The sequence below is a fragment of the Ectobacillus soli genome (assembly GCF_042610425.1).
GTDB lineage: Bacteria > Bacillota > Bacilli > Bacillales > Bacillaceae_G > Ectobacillus.
Genome location: NZ_JBGJZM010000001.1, coordinates 579,259 through 596,478 on the forward strand (window position 1 = coordinate 579,259; position 17,220 = coordinate 596,478).

Consider the following 17,220-nt stretch of genomic DNA (forward strand, 5'->3'; position numbering starts at 1 on the left):
GTTCGAGGTAATACTGCAAAAACTTGATACTCGAGTAAAGTTTGGCTTAAATATTGTAGCAATTAAACGGCATACCAATGTAATGGTTTCACTAAGAGCAACCGACGAAATTCGTGAAGGTGATATTTTAATTGTAATTGGTGGGGATAAAGAAGTAGATCGGTTTGAAGATTATTTAGTAAAGTAAATAATTGTATCATTTGGTTATCAAAAAGGAGGTAGTTATACCTTCTTTTTTTATGGCGTCATTGTTAATATTTAGCCTCTGTATATTGTGATTTTGAATTTATAAGAAAAAAGTAGAATTTTTAAAATATCCGTATAGCCGAAGGGACTACAGGGACAGGATAAACAAGTAGAAATCGATATAGGTCCTAGCGAGATGTATAGTACATGATATTTATCATACTTCCTATATGACACCTGCTACTGTAATGATCGATTTCTTTTCTTTATAATTTACCTTAACAATAGTACAGAAGGGAAAATGGATTAAATGACCCTAAATAATTCAATGAATATAAGAAAACAAGTGGCTCCTTTTGAAAAGTCAACAACAAAGGCAAGCGTAGTGCAAATTCTAAATACGATTGTACCGTTTTTTCTACTATGGTACCTCGCCTATCAGTGTCTGTCATTATCATACTTTTTGACATTGATAGTTGCTACTCTTGCGGCAGGTTTTTTAGTACGGATTTTCATCATTTTCCATGACTGCTGTCACCATTCCTTTTTTAAGAACAGACTTGCAAATAAAATACTTGGAACCATTACAGGTGTATTAACTGCATTTCCCTATGAGCAGTGGGCACATGATCATTCCGTTCATCATGCGACAAGTAGTAATTTGGATAAGCGGGGAACAGGTGACATTTGGGTTCTTACGGTGGATGAATATAGAGAAGCGTCATTTTGGCGCAAGATCTCTTATCGAATTTATCGAAATCCAATCATAATGTTTGGGCTTGGTCCAATTTTTATTTTTCTTTTAAAGAATCGATTTAACCGAAGAGACGCGGGACTTAAAGAGCGTATGAATTTGTATTTGACAAATATATTAATTGTAGCAGTTGTTGGATTGGTTTGTCTTGCAATTGGTTGGAAGGCTTTTCTCCTTGTACAAGGTCCCATCTTCCTGATTTCTGGTTCTGCTGGTATTTGGTTGTTTTACGTACAACATACCTTTGAGGATTCTTATTTTGAGGAAGACGAAAACTGGGAGTATATAAAGGCTGCAGTAGAGGGTAGCTCATTTTATAAGTTACCGAAATTATTGCAATGGATTACTGGTAACATAGGATATCATCATGTCCATCACTTAAGCCCGAGAGTGCCGAATTATAAACTAGAAGCAGCTCACAACAATTCAGAACTATTAAAGCATGTACCTACGATTACGCTTGCTACAAGTATACGTTCTATTCGTTTTCATTTGTGGGATGAGGAAGAAAAGAAATTTGTTGGCTATAATCATATTAAGTCAGAATCTAAGAAAACAATTTCAACTAGAGTAAAACCCGGGCTTTAATTAACTTGTTCTTCTACTGTGCGAGACAAATGGATAACTCCTCTTTATACTTCAGTATATAAGAGGGGTTTTTTTATAGCCTTATGTTACAATATAAGTAAAATAATTATGTATGCTAAATGAGGTTGCAACATGCTAAAAAAATATTGGAATTTATTAAAAAGAACTGGGATTTCTCCTTATATATGGACAGTTTTGGCTATTCTCCCTTTTTATTTTATTTTACAGTCGTCCTCCACATTTAAAATTGTCTTTGGTATTGTCATTACTATTTTATTTTTACTTATATATCGCATTGCATATATTGCTAAAGGATGGGCTGTGTATGTATGGACTTGTATCCTTATCGGCATATCTGTATTATCAATCAGCTTGTTCAGCTATGTTTATTTTGCTTTTTTTCTAGCCTATTTCATAGGTACCATTAAGGACAAGGTACCCTTTTTGACGCTATACTTTATTCATTTAGTTAGCACGGCTATTGTAATTAATTTTAGTATTATTCTTCATGAAGATCAGATTGTAAAGCAATTGCCATTTGTTCTTGTTATTCTGATTAGTGTTATACTGCTTCCATTAAGCCTTCGGTACCGGAAAGAACGAGGACAGTTAGAAGAGAAGCTAGAAGATGCAAACAAAAAAATTGCGGACCTGGTAAAACAGGAGGAACGTCAGCGAATTGCACGTGATTTGCATGATACATTGGGACAAAAATTGTCGCTTATTGGACTTAAGAGTGATTTAGCTAGGAAGTTAGTATACAGTAATCCTGAACAAGCGAGGGCAGAGTTGAAAGATGTTCAACAAACTGCAAGAACTGCATTAAATGAAGTAAGGAAAATGGTTGCTAATATGCGTGGTCTAAGGTTGAAAGATGAAATGATTCGCGTGAAACAAATTCTGCAAGCAGCACAGATTAACATCGTCTTTGAGCAGGATCTTTCTTCAGTAAATGTATCATTGTTAACAGAAAATATTTTAAGTATGTGTTTAAAAGAAGCAGTTACAAATGTTGTTAAGCATAGCAAGGCAAAAAACTGTTATATATCTTTAGTGCAAACTTCGAATGAGACGATTATCAAAGTCCGTGATGACGGAATAACTCTTGTGAAATCAGATTGTTTTAATAGAGGTAGTGGATTGACCGGGATGAGGGAGCGGCTAGAATTCGTGAATGGAAGCTTGGAAATTGTCGCAGAAAAAGGGACGATATTAATAATAAAGGTTCCGAATGTTGTGAAGATATCTGAGAGGGAGGAGTTCAAATGATTCGCATTGTCATTGCTGAGGACCAACAAATGTTATTAGGTGCGTTAGGTTCCTTACTTAATTTAGAAGAGGATATGGAAGTGGTTGGGCAAGCACGTAATGGGGATGAAGCAATAGATCTTGTAAATCAATTTGAACCAGATGTTTGTATTATGGATATTGAAATGCCTGGAAAGAACGGGCTTGAGGCTGCGGAGGAACTAAAGAAAGAAGCCTGTAAGGTGATTATTTTGACTACATTTGCTAGGTCGGGTTATTTTCAACGTGCACTAAAGGCGGGTGTTAGTGGTTATTTGTTAAAGGATAGTCCAAGCGATGAGTTAGCTAATTCTATTCGTAATGTTATGATAGGAAGAAGAATATATGCTCCAGAGCTAATGGACGATGTATATAGCGAAGAAAACCCTCTTACGGAACGAGAAATGGATGTTTTGGAGTTGGTGGCTGATGGGAAAAACACAAAAGAAATTGCGAGCACACTTAGTATTACAATAGGCACCGTCCGAAATTATATATCTACCATTATGGATAAATTAGGTGTGACGAACCGTATAGAGGCCATTACTCATTCGAAAGAAAAAGGCTGGTTTAAACATTAAAATAATTAGAATCGTGCTAAGTGAAACTAACGAATGTAAATAAGTATTTCATTTCAGGGATACTTTATTTTGATTAGACAATTTGTATTATATAAGTGTGCGAAACAAATCGATATATTTGAAATAATGGGATGGTAGGATTACAATAATGGTAGAGGCTAACATACCTTATAGAGTTGGTACTTTTCTCATTGAAGTACTTATATGGGATAAAGTTTTCTTCTGTGTCTGTGTTAGATGAATACAAGAAGATGGGTATAAAACCTGTCTTACATAACAAATGGATGGAAAGGGAGGAATTGAATTATGACTAATTTAAAAGGAACAAAAACTGCTGAAAATTTAAAGGCTGGATTTGCTGGGGAATCACAAGCAAATCGTCGCTATTTGTATTTTGCTGAAAGAGCTGATACTGAAGGTGTTGAAGAGGTATCAAGTTTATTCCGCAGCATTGCAAACGGCGAAACGAAACATGCTTTTGGTCATTTTGATGCATTACGTAACAACGGTGAAGGAGATCCTGCAACAGGTCTACCAGTAGGAAATGTAAAAGAAATGCTTGCATCTGCTATTGCTGGGGAAACATATGAGTACACAGAAATGTATCCTGGATTCGCTGCAACAGCTCGTGAAGAAGGATTTGCAGAAATTGGCGAATGGATGGAAGTAATGGCAAAAGCAGAACGTGTGCATGCAAAACGCTTCCAAAAATTGCTTGATTCTTTAGAAGACTAAAATTCTACCCGGTCCCTCATTCCGGGATCGGGTTTTTCTAAACATAAGGAGGTAAAACACGTATGACAAAGTCTATTACGCGAAAAGATATCGTCCCATTAGATACATATCGGGAGGGACGAGATGAGTACCTTCAAAAAATGATTACTTACAAAAATAATCGTCGTGTTAAATTATCAGATCATATTTCAATATTATTTGAAAATCGAAATACGGTATTATTTCAAATTCTGGAACTTGTACATAGTGAAGATTTAACAGATCCAGAAGAATTGGATGAATATATTTCAATTTATGATTATATGATTCCAAAGGAAAATGAGTTGTCTGCTACCCTTTTTATTGAATGGGATGATTTAGAGCATCTCGGAAACCTGTTAGTTCAACTAAAAGGAATTGAAAATTATTTACAGCTAACCGTTGGGGATGAAACCATTCAGGCAGTGTTTGAGGAAGAACATGATGATCGTGAAGCAACGACAAGTGTACACTATCTTAAATTTCCTTTAACACAATCTGCAAAACAACAGCTACAAGACTCTGCAGATGACGTAGTAGTAAAATTAAAACTAACGCATCCGAATCTTGCAGACGAAACAGTAGTACCTCCTTCATGTATAAAGAGTTTACGGGGCGATTTGGTGTAAGGTGAAAAAGGGTAGAATTCTTGCCATTTGGAGTTTTAAATAAAAAAGAAGGTAGCAGATACCTTCTTTTTTTGTGGCTATTTTTATACTTCCATTATGATTGGCAAAATCATTGGCTTACGTTTTGTTTTTTCATACAAGAACGGAGCAAGCGTGTCCGTAATTTCATTTTTAATTTCAGACCATTGGGTTGTTTTCCGTTCCATTACTTTCGATAAGTGACCAGCAATTAATGACTGTGCATCGTTAATTAAATCACTACTTTCTCTCATGTATACGAATCCTCGAGAAATGATATCAGGTCCAGCAGCAATCTTGAATGCTTTCATATCAATGCTAACAACAACAATTACAAGACCTTCTTCTGATAGAATACGACGATCACGAAGTACAATATTGCCGATATCACCTACTCCATTTCCGTCAATATATACGGAACCAGATGGAACTTTTCCTGCAACAGATGCTTCGTCCTCTCGTAAGGCTAATACATCACCATTATCTAAAATAAAACAATTTTCTTCCGGAACACCGCATTCAGTAGCTAGTTTCGCATGCATTCTCTGCATTCTATATTCACCGTGAATAGGCATGAAGAATTTAGGGTTCATAAGTCGAAGCATAAGCTTTTGTTCTTGTTGACCGCCATGACCACTTGTATGAATATCTGTAAGTGGTCCATGAATAACGTCTGCACCAGCACGGTACAATAAATTAATCGTTCTATTTACACTGACAGTATTTCCTGGAATTGGTGAGGAAGAGAAAACCACTGTATCACCAGGATTAATTTGAATTTGACGATGCGTTCCATTCGCAATTCGAGATAACGCAGCCATAGGCTCTCCTTGGCTACCTGTGCAAAGGATAACAACTTGATTTGCAGGGAGACGGTTGATTTGTGAGGAATCGATAATTGTCTCCTTTGGGCAAGTAATATAACCTAGGCTTTGTCCTATTTCAAAAGTGGCTTCCATACTTCGACCAAACACAGCAATTTTACGATTCGTTGCTACGGCTGCTTCTACAACTTGCTGCAAGCGATGGATATTAGAAGCAAAAGTTGCAAATATAATCCGTCCGTTTACTTTGCGGAAAATGTCATAAATCGTGTCTCCAACTCGGCGCTCTGACATTGTGAAGTTTGGAACTTCGCTATTCGTACTATCAGATAATAAGCAAAGCACACCTTCTTTTCCGATTTGCGCCATTTTTGTCATATTTGCAGGTTCTCCAACTGGTGTAAAGTCGAACTTGAAATCACCGGTTTGAACAATTTGTCCTTGTGGTGTTTTTACAACAATACCGTACGAATCAGGAATGCTGTGAGTCGTTCGGAAAAATGAAACGGAAGTGTTAGAAAATGAAATTACATCATCTTCACTTATTTCATAAAGTTTTGCTTTCCGAAGTAATCCATGTTCTTCCAATTTGTTTTTAATGAGTCCGATCGCCAATTTTCCACCATAGATTGGAACATTAACTTGGCGCAGTAAGTAAGGAATACCACCGATATGGTCTTCGTGACCATGCGTAATAAATACACCTTTAATCTTGTCCTCATTACGAACGAGGTACGAATAATCTGGTATTACATAGTCAATTCCAAGAAGCTCATCTTCTGGGAATTTAATGCCGGCATCTATTACAATAATTTCATCTTGATATTGAACCGCGTATGTGTTCTTTCCTATCTCGCCTAGACCTCCAAGCGCAAATACAGCGGTTTGATCATTTTTTAAAAACTTCATATACTAAATACTCTCCAACAGCTCAAAGTTTTCAACATTTTGCTTTTCATATTCAAGGTGAGCTCCGGCAAGCTCTTGAATAAGTTCAATGTTATAACCCTTTGGAATAATTTTTGTTCGAACTTCGCGTTCCGATTCTGCCTTTATATATAGTACCTTTGTTTTTTCGCGCACAGGTACTTCTAGAGCAGACTCTTGGTAAAATACTTTAAAAATCATCGTAAAACCTCTCCTTGTATCTATTTTGCATATCTTTAATCTATTATAAAGGAAATACATTTCTTTTTCATGTTTTTTCCTCTGCAATGAAAAAAATACACCTGTTTCGTGTCAATTTATGTCTGACTGTCTACATTTTTAATTAGTTTTACCTATGATTTCTACTTTCAAACATATTTTTACAGTAAGTATGAAAAAACATGAGAAGTGAGATATTACAAAACTGGCACGGTTTCGTTATTTTTGGTTGTTTAGCCCTTATCTAAGATAGAATAAGATGATGCATGTAATAGGATGTAAATCCAAGATGAAAGGATTATAAGAAATGAATGATAAAATTGTATTCTTTGATATTGATGGAACGTTATTAGATGAGAAGAAGCAAGTCCCAAACTCTACGAAAGAAGCAATTACACAATTACAGGAAAAAGGAGTTCATGTAGCCATTGCAACGGGACGTGCACCATTCATGTTTGAAGATCTAAGAAAAGAATTAAACATACCTAATTATATAAGCTTTAATGGACAATATGTGGTATTTGAAAATGAGGTTATTCATCGACAACAATTGCCTATATCCACATTGCATCAATTCACTTCCTTTGCAAATGAATCAGGGTTTCCGCTCGTCTTTATGAATGAAAGAGAAATGAAAGCAACTGTCATGCAGCATCACTTCGTTGCTGAAAGTTTAGGAACTTTACATTTTGACCATCCACCATATGAACCAGCGTTTTATGAGGCGCATGATATTTACCAAGCGTTACTTTTTTGTGAAGAGGGACAGGAACAATCTTTCTTGCATGAATACCCGCAATTTCAATTTATTCGTTGGCATGATTATTCCATGGATATTCTTCCTAACGGTGGATCAAAAGCAGCAGGTATACATAAATTTATAGAAAAGTTAGGATTTCAGCACGATCAAGTATTTGCTTTTGGGGATGGATTAAACGATATTGAAATGATAAAAGCTGCCGGAACAGGTATTGCAATGGGAAATGCGCGGGAAGAAGTAAAAATAGTGGCTAACTTTGTAACACGCAACGTAAATGATGATGGTATTTTGGCTGGATTAAAGTGGGCCGGATTATTATAAGGAGTGCTCAAGAAAATAATATGCGGGTGAGAAGAAAAAAACTTCTCACTCTTAACATTGTGTCATATAATACATAGTAAATGAAAATAATTATCATTATCAATATCGTTAAAGCAAGGAAGTGAAGATTAGAATGATGTTATCAAACATAGAATTAGATAAGAAGGTAATCATTCAAGATGTATCTAATCTTAGCCTCATGATACAGCGCAGATTGCTAGATATGGGAATTGATGAGGGAGTTATAATATCCGTTAAGAGAAAGCTACCGTTTGGAGGACCATTCATTATTGAAGCTCACGGCCAATCTATCAGCTTACGATGTCTTGAGGCTAGTAGAATTTACGTAAGTCTGGGGGAAGTATGATGCAATACATTGGTTTGTTTGGAAATCCGAATACAGGGAAAACATCCTTATTTAATTCGCTAACAGGGTCTTATGAGTATGTTGGAAACTGGAGCGGAGTAACAGTAGAAAAAAAGGTTGGCGTGTTGCGAAATGAACAGGGGTCCTTAATCGATTTGCCTGGTGTATACTCTCTTCATCCACTTTCAAAGGATGAACAAGTCGCAACGCAGTTCCTGCTTACTGAATCCTTTTCGTCTATTTTAAATATTGTGGATGCATCTCGGCTAGAACGAAACTTACATTTAACAATAGAATTGTTAGAATTCGGAAAATCAATGATGATTGGTTTGAACATGATAGATGTAGCTAACGCTCGTGGACATCAGATTCATATAGGTAAATTAGGGGATTTGTTAGGTGTCTCCATTACCCCTGTAATTGCTCGCAAAGGGATAGGATGCGAACAATTATTAAATGAAATCCCTGCTGCTTCTAAACAAAATCGTTTTTTGATTCACTATGGCACGGTTGTAGAAAAAGCAGTGCATGAAATTGCTAGTATGCTACCGGATCAGTTGCCTGGGACGAAACGATGGTATGCACTGCAGTGTTTATTAGGAAATGAGACCGTTTATAGAGAGGTTGAGAGATTCATTGACTACGCGAAGTTGCATAACATTGTAGAAGAAGCGACAAAACAAGTGACAAGCGAAAGTCATTCACGAACAATGAAACAACATATTCATCAAATTCGGGCTTCGTACATTGAAACACTTTTGGTACAAGTAGTAACGGTAACACCTTCAAAAACTATTTCTGCAACTGAACGAATTGATCGAATTGCTACACATAATGTGCTTGGAATTCCTATTTTCTTGCTTATTATGTTTTTGCTATTTAAGGTTACCTTTGATTGGGTGGGTACTCCTATTTCTAATGTATTGGATGATTTTTTTTCGGGACCACTTTCACAAGTGGTTACATTTTTACTAGATCGTATGGAAGCAAATACATTTATTCGTGATCTGGTGACAAATGGGATTATAGCAGGCGTAGGAGGAGTACTTGTTTTCGTTCCTCAAATTTTTATTCTCTTCTTTTTTATTTCTTTGTTAGAAGACTCAGGATACATGGCGCGCGTTGCAACAGTAATGGACAGACTTATGGAAAAGGTCGGTTTGAATGGAAAAGCATTTATTCCAATGATTATAGGCCTTGGTTGTAATGTACCGGGAATTATGGCTGCTAGAACAGTAGAGCAGCCAAAGGAACGACTCATAACGATTTTACTTACTCCTCTTATGTCTTGTTCAGCTCGTTTAAGTGTATATAGTTTATTCGTTGCAGCATTCTTTGCAAAACAACAAGCACTTATTGTCTTATCGTTATATGTATTAGGAATCGGCTGTGCCTTGTTGCTAGCTAAATTTTTTTCCAAAGTTTTACTTCGGGATGAAGTTTCGTTCTTTCTTATTGAACTCCCACCTTACCGAGTGCCACAGTGGAAAACATTGCTTCGAAGTACGTGGGATAAAGGAAAGGGTTTTGTTCGCAAGGCAGGTACATTTATTTTTGGAGGATCTGTTTTTATCTGGTTACTTTCCTATGCCGGTCCAGATGGCTTACAGATAGATATGGAACATAGCTATTTGGCACATATTGGAGGGTTATTAGCACCGTTGTTCATTCCTCTTGGATTTGGCACATGGCAGGCAGGAGCAGCTTTGCTAACGGGATTTTTAGCAAAAGAGGTTGTTGTATCGACGATGACCATTATGTTTAAAACACCAAATATTGATCAACTACATGCTTCTATGCAACAAATTTTCACGCCGCTTAGTGCCTATAGTTTTTTAGTATTTATTTTATTGTATGTTCCTTGTTTAGCAACTGTAGCAGTTATTCAAAAAGAAACTTCTTCAAAAAAATGGACGATGTTTTCAATCGGATATGCACTCGTTTTAGCATATGGGGTAAGTTTCATTGTACACACAGTTGGGTTGCTTCTTGGATTCCAATAGAAAGGAAGAAAGTCTATGATTAATTATGTCTTAGGTGCTCTTATATTTAGTTATGCAGGATTAAGCCTATTTAAATTTATGAAAAAAAGCAAAAAAGGAAAATGTGCAACATGTGAACTTAATAAATCTTGTAGAAGTAATTGCCACGAGATGCAACAAAAATAAGAAGCAGTTTTATTTGCTTCTTATTTTTTATTGCATGGATTTATGGCTCTAAAGGTTTTATATCATCATCTACAGAATAAGGATCTGCTGTATTAATATGATCGAAGAACATAATGCCATTTAAATGATCAATTTCATGCTGAAAAACGATAGCGGGAAGTCCTTTTAAACGTAGTTTAATTGCCTCACCGTCAACGGTTGTACCTTTTACGGTAATTCGTTTGTACCGAGGAACATAGCCAGGAACGTCACGATCGACAGACAAGCAACCTTCACCACCCGGCAAGTATGTCTTTTCAACCGAATGGCTGACGATCTTTGGATTAAATAGTGCATAGCTATATAGCTTATCTTCCGCATCGGTTACATGTACCGCAATCATTCGTTTGGATAAAGCGATTTGCGGTGCAGCAAGGCCGATGCCAGGGCGTAAATTATATTGTTCAGATAGTTCGGGATTTTGACTATTTTGAACGAATTCAATCATTTCTTGAAGAGTATGTATATCTTCTTCGCTTGCAGGAAGCTCGACCTCTTTCGCTACTTCTCTTAAAACGGGATGTCCTTCACGTATAATGTTTTCCATTGTTAGCATGGAATTCACTCCTTTCATCCACTAGTCTATCAAAGGTTTTTCAAAATGTCATGACCAATGAAAAAAAGGAAGGAGAATCTTCCTTCCTTTTTCATAGTTTGCAGGTTTACATTAATGAATACAAGCTGCACCAACGATGATTAAAAGAATAAACAGAACTACGATTAAAGCAAACCCACGTCCAGCGGTTGGAGCGCAGCCATAGCCATAGGCAGGAGCAGTATAGGTTGGAGCAGTTGGGTAGCAATACGTATATCCATACATAATTACAGGACCTCCCTTATCATTTCCGCATTCTTGCGGTTACTATAAAGTATGAATGAAATGAAAAAGTGTGTAGTTATATGCCTATTTCATTGAAATGGAACACTAAAGTTTTATCTCCCTTCAATGGAGATAAAGACATCCTATGAGGAAGGGTTCACTTTATCTTTATGAATCATATGTCTTTTGAACAGCACACCAACTAACAAAATAAATGGTACTAATATATAAGATAATATAGGAAAAATTGTGTAAAATAATATATGTACAAGTACTAGGAAGAGCGTCTTAGGGTGTATCCCTTTTATGTAAGGATAAAAAAGTTGTTTAAATGTATAACAGAAGAACTATAAGGATTGATACAGTATAGTGTTTTGAAAGAAATAACATATTTAATCTATGGAAATTTGTTATAAAATTGAAAGTAAAGTAATTGACACAGTTCCGTAATTAGTTGTAAACTTAAACAAGTAATTCACATTGTATTAGTTATTTATTAATTATTAGTAGTACAGAATTTTGACTTGCCAAACATGGATTATCGATTATATTCGGTACACATTCTTTTGCGTTTTTTGTAACGGTTATATAATTATAAAGCGTTTAAGAAAATGTTCATAAAAGAGGAAGAGGTGAACGAAAATGGGAGCGAATACTAAAAAGTCCCCGTTTAATGTGGATGCGCAATTTAAAGCGATTGCAGATGCATTTCAAACATTACAAATTCTAAATGAAAAAGGCGAAGTTGTGAATGAAGCAGCAATGCCTGAACTTACTGATGATCAATTAAAAGAGTTAATGCGTCGTATGGTTTATACACGTGTACTAGATCAGCGTTCTATTTCTCTTAATCGTCAAGGTCGTCTTGGCTTTTATGCACCAACTGCTGGACAAGAAGCGTCGCAACTAGCAAGCCACTTCGCTCTTGAAAGCGAAGACTTTGTTCTTCCTGGTTATCGTGATGTACCGCAACTCATTTGGCATGGATTACCGCTTTATCAAGCATTTTTATTCTCACGTGGTCATTATATCGGCAACCAAATGCCTGAATCAGTTAATGCTATTTCTCCGCAAATCATTATTGGTGCACAAATCGTTCAAACAGCAGGTGTTGCACTTGGTATGAAGCTTCGCGGTAAGAAATCGGTTGCTATCACATATACAGGTGACGGCGGTGCATCTCAAGGTGATTTCTATGAAGGAATGAACTTTGCGAGTGCATTTAAAGCACCAGCTATTTTTATTGTTCAAAATAATCGATTTGCTATTTCTACACCTGTTGAAAAGCAATCTTCTGCAAAAACAATTGCGCAAAAAGCAGTAGCGGTTGGTATACCGGGTATTCAAGTAGACGGTATGGACCCGTTAGCAGTATATGCAGCAACTCATTTTGCTCGTGAACGTGCAATTAACGGGGAAGGTCCAACATTAATTGAGACATTAACCTTCCGTTATGGCCCACATACAATGGCTGGTGATGACCCAACACGTTATCGTACGAAGGATCTTGAAAATGAATGGGAACAAAAGGATCCAATCGTTCGGTTCCGTATATTCTTAACAAACAAAGGCCTATGGTCTGATGAAGAAGAAAACAAGGTCATTGAACAAGCAAAAGAGGATATTAAACAAGCCATTGCTAAGGCTGACCAGGCTCCAAAACAACAGGTAACGGACTTAATTAACATTATGTATGAAAAGCTACCTTATAATTTGCAGGAGCAATATGAAATTTATACAGAGAAGGAGTCGAAATAAGCCATGGCGCAAATGACAATGATTCAAGCAATCACATCGGCGTTACGCGTCGAACTAAAAAACGACCCTAATGTAGTAGTATTCGGGGAAGACGTGGGTGTTAACGGTGGGGTATTCCGTGCTACAGACGGATTACAAGCCGAATTCGGAGAACAACGTGTGTTTGATACACCGCTTGCAGAATCAGCAATCGGAGGTCTTTCTATCGGTCTTGCTCTTCAAGGGTTTCGTCCGGTTCCAGAAATCCAATTTTTCGGCTTCGTTTTCGAAGTATTAGATAGTATTTCAGGTCAAATGGCGCGTATGCGTTATCGTTCTGGTGGTCGCTGGAATGCTCCGATTACCGTTCGTTCACCGTTTGGTGGTGGTGTTCATACTCCTGAGCTCCATGCAGATAGTTTAGAAGGACTCGTTGCACAACAACCTGGACTCAAAGTTGTTATTCCTGCTACTCCTTATGATGCCAAAGGTCTACTTATCTCTGCTATTCGTGATAACGACCCGGTTATTTACTTAGAACATATGAAATTGTATCGTTCGTTCCGTCAAGAAGTTCCAGAAGGAGAATATACAATTGAACTTGGAAAGGCAGAAGTAAAACGTGTTGGTACAGATGTTACTGCGATTGCTTATGGTGCAATGGTTCATACTGCTTTAAAGGCTGCTGAAGAACTTGAAAAACAAGGGGTATCTGTAGAAGTAATTGACTTACGAACAGTACAACCACTCGATATAGATACAATTATTGCGTCTGTTGAAAAAACAGGTCGTGTAGTCGTTGTTCAAGAGGCACAACGTCAAGCAGGTATTGCTGCTAATGTAGTTGCTGAAATTAATGAGCGCGCTATACTTAGCTTAGAAGCACCTGTTGTTCGTGTTACAGCAGCGGATACGGTATTCCCATTCTCTCAAGCAGAAGGTGTATGGCTACCAAACAATAAGGACGTTGTAGAAGCTATTCAAAAAGTTATGAATTTCTAAACGTAAATGAGCGCAAAAGAAAGATTTTTATTCTTTTGCGCTATCACTATTAATATACCGTTTTAAACGATAAATAGTACAGGGAGATGAAGTCCGTGGCATTCGAATTTAGATTACCAGATATCGGTGAGGGTATTCATGAAGGTGAAATCGTTAAATGGTTCGTTAAACCTGGCGATGAAATTAATGAAGATGACGTTCTTCTTGAAGTACAAAATGATAAATCTGTAGTAGAAATTCCTTCTCCAGTAAAAGGGAAAGTGCTAGATGTAATTGTTAGTGAAGGTACAGTAGCAGTTGTAGGAGATGTTCTTGTAACGCTAGACGCACCTGGGTACGAAAACCTTACGTTTAAAGGGCAAGAAGCAGCTCCTATGGAAGAAGAACCTGCAAAACAGGAAACAGTTGTGGAAGTAGTAAATGAAGTTGCACAAAAGAATGAACGAGTTATTGCTATGCCATCTGTTCGCAAGTATGCTCGGGAAAAAGGTATTGATATTCATAGCATACACGGATCAGGTAAAAATGGACGTGTATTGAAAGATGATATTGATGCTTTTGGAAAAGAAGTAGTAACAGTACCAAATCAGGAAGATAATCAAGTAGAAGTAGTAGCAGAAACGAAAGTAGAGTCAAAAGCAGAAGCAGCGTTAACATTTGTAGCTGGTCAATATCCAGAAACACGTGAGAAGATGAGCGGTATTCGAAAGATGATTGCAAAGGCAATGGTTCATTCGAAACAAACAGCTCCGCATGTAACGTTAATGGATGAAGTAGATGTAACCGATCTTGTCTTGCATCGTAAGAAGTTTAAAGAGGTTGCAGCTAGAAAAGGAATTAAATTAACGTATTTACCTTATGTTGTAAAAGCGTTAACATCTGCACTTCGCGAATATCCAGTATTAAATACGTCACTAGATGATGCAACATCTGAAATTATTCATAAGCATTACTATAATATTGGGATTGCAGCAGATACGGACAAAGGTCTTCTCGTACCAGTTGTGAAAGATGCAGAGCGTAAATCTATCTTCTCTATTTCCGCTGAAATTAATGAGCTAGCAGATAAGGCTCGTGAAGGTCATCTTGCTCCAAACGAAATGAAGGGTGCATCTTGCACGATTACAAACATTGGATCTGCAGGTGGTCAATGGTTTACACCGGTTATTAATCACCCAGAAGTTGCAATTCTTGGTATCGGACGTATTAGTGAAAAACCAGTTGTCAAAGATGGCGAAATTGTCATTGCACCGGTTCTTGCTTTGTCACTAAGCTTTGACCACCGTATGATTGACGGTGCGACAGCTCAAAAGGCATTAAATCATATCAAGCGTCTATTGAATGATCCACAATTACTTATAATGGAGGCGTAATCGCACATGGTAGTAGGAGATTTTCCAATTGATTTAGATACTGTCGTTATTGGTGCTGGCCCTGGTGGCTACGTTGCGGCTATTCGTGCCGCTCAACTTGGGCAAAAAGTAGCAGTTATAGAAAGAGGATCTATCGGTGGTGTGTGTTTAAATGTCGGGTGTATTCCTTCAAAAGCTCTCATTTCAGCAGGTCATCGTTATGAACATGCTAAGCACTCGAGCGACATGGGGATTACAGCTGAAAATGTTACGGTTGATTTTTCAAAAGTACAAGCCTGGAAACAAAGCGTTGTCAATAAATTAACGGGAGGAGTCGAAACACTCCTTAAAGGAAATAAAATTGACATCATTCGCGGCGAAGCATTTTTTGTAGATAGTAACTCTTTGCGTGCACTAACGGAAACATCTGCCCAAACGTATAACTTTAAAAATGCAATTATAGCAACGGGATCTACACCAATTCAGATTCCAGGATTTACTTTTTCAAAACGAGTGATTAATTCAACAGGCGCACTAAATTTACCTGAAATTCCGAAAAAGCTAGTCGTTATTGGCGGTGGGTATATTGGAATGGAATTAGGTACAGCATACGCTAACTTCGGTACGGAAGTTACGATACTCGAAGCAGGGGACGAAATTCTATCTGGTTTCGAAAAGTCTATGAGTGCGATTGTAAAAAGAGGACTTAAGAAAAAAGGAAATGTAGAAATCTTTACGAAGGCATTTGGTAAATCTGTAGATGAACGAGAAGACGGTGTTACGGTTCATTTCGAAGCAAAAGGAGAAATGAAATCGATTGATGCAGATTATGTACTAGTTACAGTTGGACGTCGTCCAAATACACGTGAAATGGGCTTAGAGCAAGTAGGAATTAAGGTTACTGACCGCGGACTTATTGAAATTGATAAACAATGTCGTACAAATATACCTAATATTTATGCGATTGGTGATATTGTTCTGGGTCCTCCATTAGCTCATAAAGCATCTTATGAAGGAAAAGTAGCAGCAGAAGCTATTAGTGGTCATCCGTCTGAAATTGACTATATTGGTATCCCAGCAGTTTGCTTTACGGATCCAGAATTAGCATCTGTTGGATATACAAAAAAGCAAGCTGAAGCAGAAGGCATTGACGTGAATGCCTCTAAATTTCCTTTTGGGGCAAATGGTCGTGCATTATCACTAAATAGCACAGATGGGTTCGTACAGCTTATTACGCGTAAAGAAGATGGCTTATTATTAGGAGCGCAAGTGGCAGGAGCAGGCGCCTCTGATATTATTTCTGAACTGGGTTTAGCAATTGAAGCTGGAATGACAGCAGAAGATATTGCGCAAACCATTCATGCACATCCAACATTGGGTGAAATTACCATGGAGGCAGCAGAAGTAGCATTAGGAACACCAATCCACATTGTGAAATAATAGTGATTTAGATTTTTTATAGGAAAATAAAAAGAAGCATTCTACTTGGATGCTTCTTTTTTTGTCTTCTAAAAGATGTTCTATGGCCATATAGTATTGTAGGACTAGCGTCAGTAAGGAGAAGGTACTATGAAGAAAGCAACCATTGTCGGAATATACCACATGCTAATATGGTGTAGTTATTCTGTAATCGTATTTATCTCACCCCATGATAAATTACGAGCTAAAATCATGTTATTTGTAGTATTTTTGTATGTTGCATATGTAGTTGCTAATTATGTGTTGCAGAAAAGGCGGTATGCATTTCATAAGACTGTAAGAAATGGAGTATTGTTTTTTATTATTTATAGCATGATTAGTTTTCTTTTTTGGAAATAGGTAAGGGGAAATTTAAAAAGGTTTGATGGTAAATAAAAAATAAATAAGGTTAGCATCGAAACAATATATT

General features: G+C 37.1%; 17 protein-coding genes and 1 pseudogene. 14 read left to right on the forward strand and 4 right to left on the reverse strand.

Features of this window, described 5'->3' with window-relative positions:
- Nucleotides 1–13: 13 nt before the first annotated feature.
- The 6 genes and pseudogenes from ACAN53_RS03065 to ACAN53_RS03090 form a co-directional block, all read left to right on the forward strand.
- A pseudogene (locus ACAN53_RS03065) lies at nt 14–187 on the forward strand (cation:proton antiporter regulatory subunit); the annotation flags it as partial.
- 309 nt (nt 188–496) lie between these two features.
- The gene (desA, locus tag ACAN53_RS03070; RefSeq protein WP_379966849.1) at nt 497–1,528 is read left to right on the forward strand and encodes a Delta(5) desaturase DesA; all 1,032 of its coding nucleotides are present in this window, start codon (nt 497–499) and stop codon (nt 1,526–1,528) included.
- Nucleotides 1,529–1,660: 132 nt separating this feature from the next.
- Nucleotides 1,661–2,797: a sensor histidine kinase gene (locus tag ACAN53_RS03075; RefSeq protein WP_379966852.1), complete on the forward strand. Its 1,137-nt coding sequence runs from the start codon at nt 1,661–1,663 to the stop codon at nt 2,795–2,797.
- Complete coding sequence (locus ACAN53_RS03080) at nt 2,794–3,396, forward strand: response regulator (RefSeq protein WP_379966855.1); 603 nt, start codon at nt 2,794–2,796, stop codon at nt 3,394–3,396. The genes ACAN53_RS03075 and ACAN53_RS03080 overlap by 4 nt, the downstream gene beginning before the upstream one ends.
- A 306-nt stretch (nt 3,397–3,702) precedes the next feature.
- Complete coding sequence (locus tag ACAN53_RS03085; protein WP_379966858.1) at nt 3,703–4,131, forward strand: rubrerythrin family protein; 429 nt, start codon at nt 3,703–3,705, stop codon at nt 4,129–4,131.
- A gap of 62 nt (nt 4,132–4,193) precedes the next feature.
- Nucleotides 4,194–4,778 carry a DUF3501 family protein gene (locus ACAN53_RS03090; RefSeq protein ID WP_379966861.1) on the forward strand — a complete coding sequence of 195 codons (585 nt, stop codon included), beginning with the start codon at nt 4,194–4,196 and terminating at the stop codon, nt 4,776–4,778.
- 83 nt (nt 4,779–4,861) lie between these two features.
- On the opposite strand, the gene rnjA is transcribed toward ACAN53_RS03090, so the two are convergent.
- Together rnjA and ACAN53_RS03100 are read right to left on the reverse strand one after the other, a co-directional pair.
- On the reverse strand, nt 4,862–6,529 hold the full coding sequence (rnjA, locus tag ACAN53_RS03095; RefSeq protein WP_379966864.1) for a ribonuclease J1: 1,668 nt from the start codon (nt 6,527–6,529) through the stop codon (nt 4,862–4,864).
- A gap of 3 nt (nt 6,530–6,532) precedes the next feature.
- The gene (locus ACAN53_RS03100) at nt 6,533–6,748 is read right to left on the reverse strand and encodes a DNA-dependent RNA polymerase subunit epsilon (protein ID WP_379966867.1); all 216 of its coding nucleotides are present in this window, start codon (nt 6,746–6,748) and stop codon (nt 6,533–6,535) included.
- 325 nt (nt 6,749–7,073) lie between these two features.
- Here ACAN53_RS03100 and ACAN53_RS03105 point away from each other — a divergent pair, with 325 nt between their 5' ends.
- The 4 genes from ACAN53_RS03105 to ACAN53_RS03120 all read left to right on the forward strand — a co-directional run bounded on the left by ACAN53_RS03105 (nt 7,074) and on the right by ACAN53_RS03120 (nt 10,382).
- Complete coding sequence (locus ACAN53_RS03105; RefSeq protein ID WP_379966870.1) at nt 7,074–7,847, forward strand: Cof-type HAD-IIB family hydrolase; 774 nt, start codon at nt 7,074–7,076, stop codon at nt 7,845–7,847.
- A gap of 133 nt (nt 7,848–7,980) precedes the next feature.
- Nucleotides 7,981–8,214, forward strand: a complete 234-nt coding sequence (locus tag ACAN53_RS03110; RefSeq protein WP_379966873.1) for a FeoA family protein — start codon at nt 7,981–7,983, stop codon at nt 8,212–8,214.
- The gene (gene feoB / locus ACAN53_RS03115; protein ID WP_463323060.1) at nt 8,214–10,217 is read left to right on the forward strand and encodes a ferrous iron transport protein B; all 2,004 of its coding nucleotides are present in this window, start codon (nt 8,214–8,216) and stop codon (nt 10,215–10,217) included. The genes ACAN53_RS03110 and feoB overlap by 1 nt, the downstream gene beginning before the upstream one ends.
- Nucleotides 10,218–10,232: 15 nt before the next feature.
- Complete coding sequence (locus ACAN53_RS03120) at nt 10,233–10,382, forward strand: FeoB-associated Cys-rich membrane protein (protein ID WP_379966879.1); 150 nt, start codon at nt 10,233–10,235, stop codon at nt 10,380–10,382.
- A 40-nt stretch (nt 10,383–10,422) separates the two neighbouring features.
- Here ACAN53_RS03120 and def read toward each other — a convergent pair whose 3' ends face one another.
- Both def and ACAN53_RS03130 read right to left on the reverse strand, forming a co-directional pair.
- On the reverse strand, nt 10,423–10,977 hold the full coding sequence (gene def / locus ACAN53_RS03125; protein WP_379966882.1) for a peptide deformylase: 555 nt from the start codon (nt 10,975–10,977) through the stop codon (nt 10,423–10,425).
- Between the two features lie 111 nt (nt 10,978–11,088).
- Nucleotides 11,089–11,241: a YjcZ family sporulation protein gene (locus tag ACAN53_RS03130; protein ID WP_379966885.1), complete on the reverse strand. Its 153-nt coding sequence runs from the start codon at nt 11,239–11,241 to the stop codon at nt 11,089–11,091.
- A gap of 642 nt (nt 11,242–11,883) precedes the next feature.
- Here ACAN53_RS03130 and pdhA point away from each other — a divergent pair.
- The 4 genes from pdhA to lpdA all read left to right on the forward strand — a co-directional run bounded on the left by pdhA (nt 11,884) and on the right by lpdA (nt 16,772).
- A complete protein-coding gene (pdhA, locus tag ACAN53_RS03135) occupies nt 11,884–12,999 on the forward strand; it encodes a pyruvate dehydrogenase (acetyl-transferring) E1 component subunit alpha (protein ID WP_379966888.1) in 1,116 nt (371 codons plus the stop codon).
- A gap of 3 nt (nt 13,000–13,002) precedes the next feature.
- Entirely contained in the window at nt 13,003–13,980 is a 978-nt protein-coding gene (locus ACAN53_RS03140; protein ID WP_379966891.1) for an alpha-ketoacid dehydrogenase subunit beta, read from the forward strand.
- Nucleotides 13,981–14,075: 95 nt separating this feature from the next.
- A complete protein-coding gene (locus tag ACAN53_RS03145) occupies nt 14,076–15,353 on the forward strand; it encodes a dihydrolipoamide acetyltransferase family protein (RefSeq protein ID WP_379966894.1) in 1,278 nt (425 codons plus the stop codon).
- Nucleotides 15,354–15,359: 6 nt separating this feature from the next.
- Nucleotides 15,360–16,772 carry a dihydrolipoyl dehydrogenase gene (gene lpdA / locus ACAN53_RS03150; protein WP_379966897.1) on the forward strand — a complete coding sequence of 471 codons (1,413 nt, stop codon included), beginning with the start codon at nt 15,360–15,362 and terminating at the stop codon, nt 16,770–16,772.
- Nucleotides 16,773–17,220 lie beyond the last annotated feature (448 nt).

What these genes read in the sequence shown, in the direction of transcription:
- ACAN53_RS03130 (WP_379966885.1), bottom strand. Translation starts at nt 11,241, where the DNA reads ATGTATGGATATACGTATTGCTACCCAACTGCTCCAACCTATACTGCT.
- rnjA (WP_379966864.1), bottom strand. Translation starts at nt 6,529, where the DNA reads ATGAAGTTTTTAAAAAATGATCAAACCGCTGTATTTGCGCTTGGAGGT.
- desA (WP_379966849.1), top strand. Translation starts at nt 497, where the DNA reads ATGACCCTAAATAATTCAATGAATATAAGAAAACAAGTGGCTCCTTTT.
- ACAN53_RS03075 (WP_379966852.1), top strand. Translation starts at nt 1,661, where the DNA reads ATGCTAAAAAAATATTGGAATTTATTAAAAAGAACTGGGATTTCTCCT.
- ACAN53_RS03100 (WP_379966867.1), bottom strand. Translation starts at nt 6,748, where the DNA reads ATGATTTTTAAAGTATTTTACCAAGAGTCTGCTCTAGAAGTACCTGTG.
- ACAN53_RS03090 (WP_379966861.1), top strand. Translation starts at nt 4,194, where the DNA reads ATGACAAAGTCTATTACGCGAAAAGATATCGTCCCATTAGATACATAT.
- ACAN53_RS03120 (WP_379966879.1), top strand. Translation starts at nt 10,233, where the DNA reads ATGATTAATTATGTCTTAGGTGCTCTTATATTTAGTTATGCAGGATTA.
- ACAN53_RS03085 (WP_379966858.1), top strand. Translation starts at nt 3,703, where the DNA reads ATGACTAATTTAAAAGGAACAAAAACTGCTGAAAATTTAAAGGCTGGA.
- lpdA (WP_379966897.1), top strand. Translation starts at nt 15,360, where the DNA reads ATGGTAGTAGGAGATTTTCCAATTGATTTAGATACTGTCGTTATTGGT.
- ACAN53_RS03110 (WP_379966873.1), top strand. Translation starts at nt 7,981, where the DNA reads ATGATGTTATCAAACATAGAATTAGATAAGAAGGTAATCATTCAAGAT.
- ACAN53_RS03080 (WP_379966855.1), top strand. Translation starts at nt 2,794, where the DNA reads ATGATTCGCATTGTCATTGCTGAGGACCAACAAATGTTATTAGGTGCG.
- def (WP_379966882.1), bottom strand. Translation starts at nt 10,977, where the DNA reads ATGCTAACAATGGAAAACATTATACGTGAAGGACATCCCGTTTTAAGA.
- ACAN53_RS03140 (WP_379966891.1), top strand. Translation starts at nt 13,003, where the DNA reads ATGGCGCAAATGACAATGATTCAAGCAATCACATCGGCGTTACGCGTC.
- ACAN53_RS03105 (WP_379966870.1), top strand. Translation starts at nt 7,074, where the DNA reads ATGAATGATAAAATTGTATTCTTTGATATTGATGGAACGTTATTAGAT.
- pdhA (WP_379966888.1), top strand. Translation starts at nt 11,884, where the DNA reads ATGGGAGCGAATACTAAAAAGTCCCCGTTTAATGTGGATGCGCAATTT.
- feoB (WP_463323060.1), top strand. Translation starts at nt 8,214, where the DNA reads ATGCAATACATTGGTTTGTTTGGAAATCCGAATACAGGGAAAACATCC.